At 74.1% G+C, this 3,373-nt stretch carries 4 protein-coding genes; 1 reads left to right on the top strand and 3 read right to left on the bottom strand.

Annotated features, from left to right (window positions below; genetic code table 11):
* Nucleotides 1-698: M9 family metallopeptidase N-terminal domain-containing protein (locus ACFV4F_RS40395; protein WP_380510478.1), on the bottom strand; the 698-nt coding region annotated here is incomplete at its 3' end.
* 298 nt (nucleotides 699-996) lie between these two features.
* Here ACFV4F_RS40395 and ACFV4F_RS40390 point away from each other — a divergent pair.
* Nucleotides 997-1,437 carry a VOC family protein gene (locus ACFV4F_RS40390; protein ID WP_380510475.1) on the top strand — a complete coding sequence of 147 codons (441 nt, stop codon included), beginning with the start codon at nucleotides 997-999 and terminating at the stop codon, nucleotides 1,435-1,437.
* A 73-nt stretch (nucleotides 1,438-1,510) separates the two neighbouring features.
* Here the strand turns inward: ACFV4F_RS40390 and ACFV4F_RS40385 are convergent, their stop codons facing one another.
* Nucleotides 1,511-2,170, bottom strand: coding sequence for a glyoxalase (locus ACFV4F_RS40385; RefSeq protein ID WP_380447529.1), 660 nt, complete (start codon nucleotides 2,168-2,170; stop codon nucleotides 1,511-1,513).
* Between the two features lie 75 nt (nucleotides 2,171-2,245).
* Complete coding sequence (locus ACFV4F_RS40380) at nucleotides 2,246-3,214, bottom strand: hypothetical protein (RefSeq protein ID WP_380447530.1); 969 nt, start codon at nucleotides 3,212-3,214, stop codon at nucleotides 2,246-2,248.
* Between the last annotated feature and the right edge of the window lie 159 nt (nucleotides 3,215-3,373).

The raw sequence follows: 3,373 nt of genomic DNA, 5'->3' as shown, positions 1-3,373 counted from the left end.
CGGGCCCCCCCGCCTCTCGGCCCGTGCGGGTCGGGGACCGCGTGCGGGGGGGGGGGCGCGGGCTCCGCGGGGGGCCCCCCCGCCACCGCGGTGGTGAGGGCGGAGTCGTAGGAGCCGACGTCCGCGGGGTGGTTGAACTGCACGTAGTACCCGGCGCGCAGGTAGAGCACCAGTGGCAGGATCCCCGTCGAGTTGTCCCCGGGGTAGGCGGAGGCGACGCCCTGGAGGGCGTTGGCGATCGTCATCATCTGGCTCTCGCGGAACACCCCGGACGCGTCGGAGCCGGCGATCCCGAAGAGCGTGTTGACGCAGTCGGGCGTCGAGGCCTCGACGAAGGAGACCAGCGCGGACCCGGTGCGGCCGCCGAAGTCGGCCGGGGTGCAGGACGCCGCGGCGAGCCGCGTGGCCGCAGGGGCGTGCGGGGCGGTCGCGGGCGCGGTCAGGGGGCTGCGCGGCGGGAGTTGGGCGGCGGTGAGGGGGTGGTCCTGGACGGCCTCACGGCTCGCGGCGTCCCTGGCGGAGCTCCCGGTCGGCGGCAGGATGCGGGGGCCGTGCCCGGCGGACGCCGTGTGGCGTGCGGACGCGGGCGGGGCGCTGTCCGGGGCCGCGAAGCCCGGCGCGGCGCCCAGGCCGACGACGGCGGTACTCGCCGCGGCGAGGACCGCCATAGCCCTTGGCAGCTTGAAGAACTGACTCATCAACACTCCTGTGTGGGGGTGGGTCGAGCTGCCTCCGCGCGCTGTCCGTTGGGGGGTGCTCACCGAGGCATGTGAAATAACACATGTCACCGGTCACATGGGTCAAGACCCGGGCGTCAAGGTTCGCATCCGGACCGTTCCGAATCGCGACATTGAACGTTCAAATGCCCGTCACCGCGCCAACAGCAAGGCAGGCCAGGGCGGTTGGCGGCCCGTCACGCGACCGTCCGGGGCAACGGCGCCGACCGCCGGGGGCATTGACACCGGCACTGTCGGCCCCGGCCCCTACCCTCGGGGCATGACGATTCAGCGCATGGACAACGTCGGCATCGTCGTCGACGACCTCGACGCCGCCATCGCGTTCTTCACCGCACTCGGCATGGAGCTGGAAGGCAGGATGCCGACGGACGGAGAGTGGGCGGGCAAGGTCGTCGGGCTCGACGACATGCGGTGCGAGATCGCGATGATGCGGATCCCGGGCGCCCCGGGCCGGCTCGAACTGGCGACGTACCACACCCCCGTGGCGATCACCCCCGCGCCGGAGGTCCCCCCGGCGAACACGCTCGGCCTGCACCGCGTCATGTTCGCCGTCGACGACATCGAGGACACCCTCGCCCGCCTCCGGCCCCACGGCGCCGTCCTCGTCGGCGTAGTGGCGCGCTACGAGGACAGCTACCTGCTCTGCTACCTCCGCGGGCCGGGCGGGATCATCCTCGGGCTGGCCCAGCAACTGGGCTGAGCCGAAGGACACGCCCCGGGCCCGGCAGGCCGCGTCCGGGCCGAGGCGTCGTCCGCGCGTTCACCGGACCGGGTCAGGAGCCGGCCGCGGCCAAGGCGACACTGTCCCAGGCGAACCCGTCCGGGTCCGTGAAGGACGCGGCGCCGGTGCTGCCGAGGACGATCCGGTGCGAGCCGGTGCCCTCGACGGCCACGCCGACCTCCTTCGCCAGCGCGCGGCGCTTGTACAGCGCCAGCTTGACGGCGCCGGGCCCGCCGGCGGTGAACTCGGTGTACTTGCCGCCGAAGCTCCTGGCCACGGTCAGGCCCCGGCCGACGTAGAACTCCCTGGTGGCCTTGACGCCCTCGACGCCGAGCAGCAGGACGACGTCGTCGATCTCGCGGGTGGCCGGGCCGGTGTCCTTCTTCGCCGAGGTCGCGATCTTCCAGGCCGTCCCGTCCGGCGCCTGGACGACGCCGCCGTAGCCCCACAGCGACCTCGCCGCGGGCTTGAGCACCGTGGCCCCGGCGGCCACGGCGTCGGCGATGAAGCCGTCGACGGTGCCCGGCCGGGACACCGTGAGCGCCATGGCGAAGCCCCGGAAACCGGTGGTCGGCGCCGCGGACTCCCGCAGGCGGACGTGCTGCTCCACGCCGAACGCGGCATAGAAGCGGTGGGCTGCCCCGGCGTCGGCCACCTCAAGGGTGACGGAGGCGAGGGACACGGTGGACGCGGTGTTCTCGTTGTTTCCCATACCCATGACGCTACGGGCGGCCCTGCGGCGGGGGCTTCTCGAATCCTGACCGGTCCCGTGGGTTTCCGGCACCTCCTACGAACCGGCCGCGGCCACCGATCGCGCGAGCTCCAGCATCGCGTCGTTGCCGGCCCTGACCGCGGTCAGCTCCGCTTGGTGCTGGCGGATGAGCTCGTCCTCGTAGGCCGTCTCGACGGTGAACCAGACCCCGACGACGTTCGTCCGGGCCTTGCAGTCGACGTCGGCGGTGGCCGTGGCGATCTCCTCCGCGGACGGCGCGGCGGCGGCCGCCCAGCGGGAGTCCTTGAGGGCGTCCCCGGGCGTGGCGTAGGAGTAGCCGCGGTCCCCCATGCAGCGCGACCAGTCCTGGAAGACGGTCCTGACCCTGGGGTCCGTCATCGAGCGTTCGAAGCCCTCGTAGTTGATCCCCACCGCGACGTCGGCGTCCCGGCCGGTGCCGCCGCGCGAGGTCAGCTCCTTCTGCGCGGCCCCGACGCACCCGCCCGGCGGCAGCCCCTTGCCCCGGAACTCGGTGGCCGATCCCGGGGCGGGCTTCCCGCCCGGCCCGAGGCCCGTACCGAGCACGGTGGTGAGCTCGGCGCCCATCGACGCTCCCCCGCTCGGCTTCCTCGCGCCGCCCGGGTCGGGCGCGTGGTAGCCGTGCACGGAGACGTCGGCGAGTTCGACCGGGTCGTACCGGTGAGCGGTCTGGCTCTGGGACGGCACCGACCCGGACCCGGGCGGCCGGGAGTACTCCAGGCCGAACCCCCGTACGCAGCGGGCGACCAGCACGGTCTGCGCCGCGTCGTACTGCCGGAACTGCTCCCCGCTGAGCAGGTAGGCCTCGATGGGCAGGGCCCGGTCGCCCGCCTCGGTCAACCGGGGGACGTCGCCGATCGGTGGCGGGTCCATCGGCGTCAGGGACGCGGACGGCCTGGCGGCGGGCGCGGCGGGGGCCGCGGGTCCGGAGGCGCAGCCGGCGGTGAGGACCAGGGGGACGAGCAGGAGGGCGGCCAGTGAACGGCCGCGGTGGGGGGACGTCATGGCGGGGCTCCTCGGGCGGCTCGGGCGGTACGGGTGGTACGGGCGGCTCGGTCGGCTCGGTCGGTGGAACGCCGACCGGGGCGCCGGGTCCCCCCCAGCCGGGCGCCGCCCCCGGGGGGCTCCGCATACGATTTAGCACCCCGTGGCTGTGTGTTTGTT

It is taken from the genome of Kitasatospora sp. NPDC059722 (genome assembly GCF_042733235.1).
Taxonomy (GTDB): domain Bacteria; phylum Actinomycetota; class Actinomycetes; order Streptomycetales; family Streptomycetaceae; genus Kitasatospora.
This window is presented reverse-complemented; position numbering and strand designations above follow the sequence as displayed.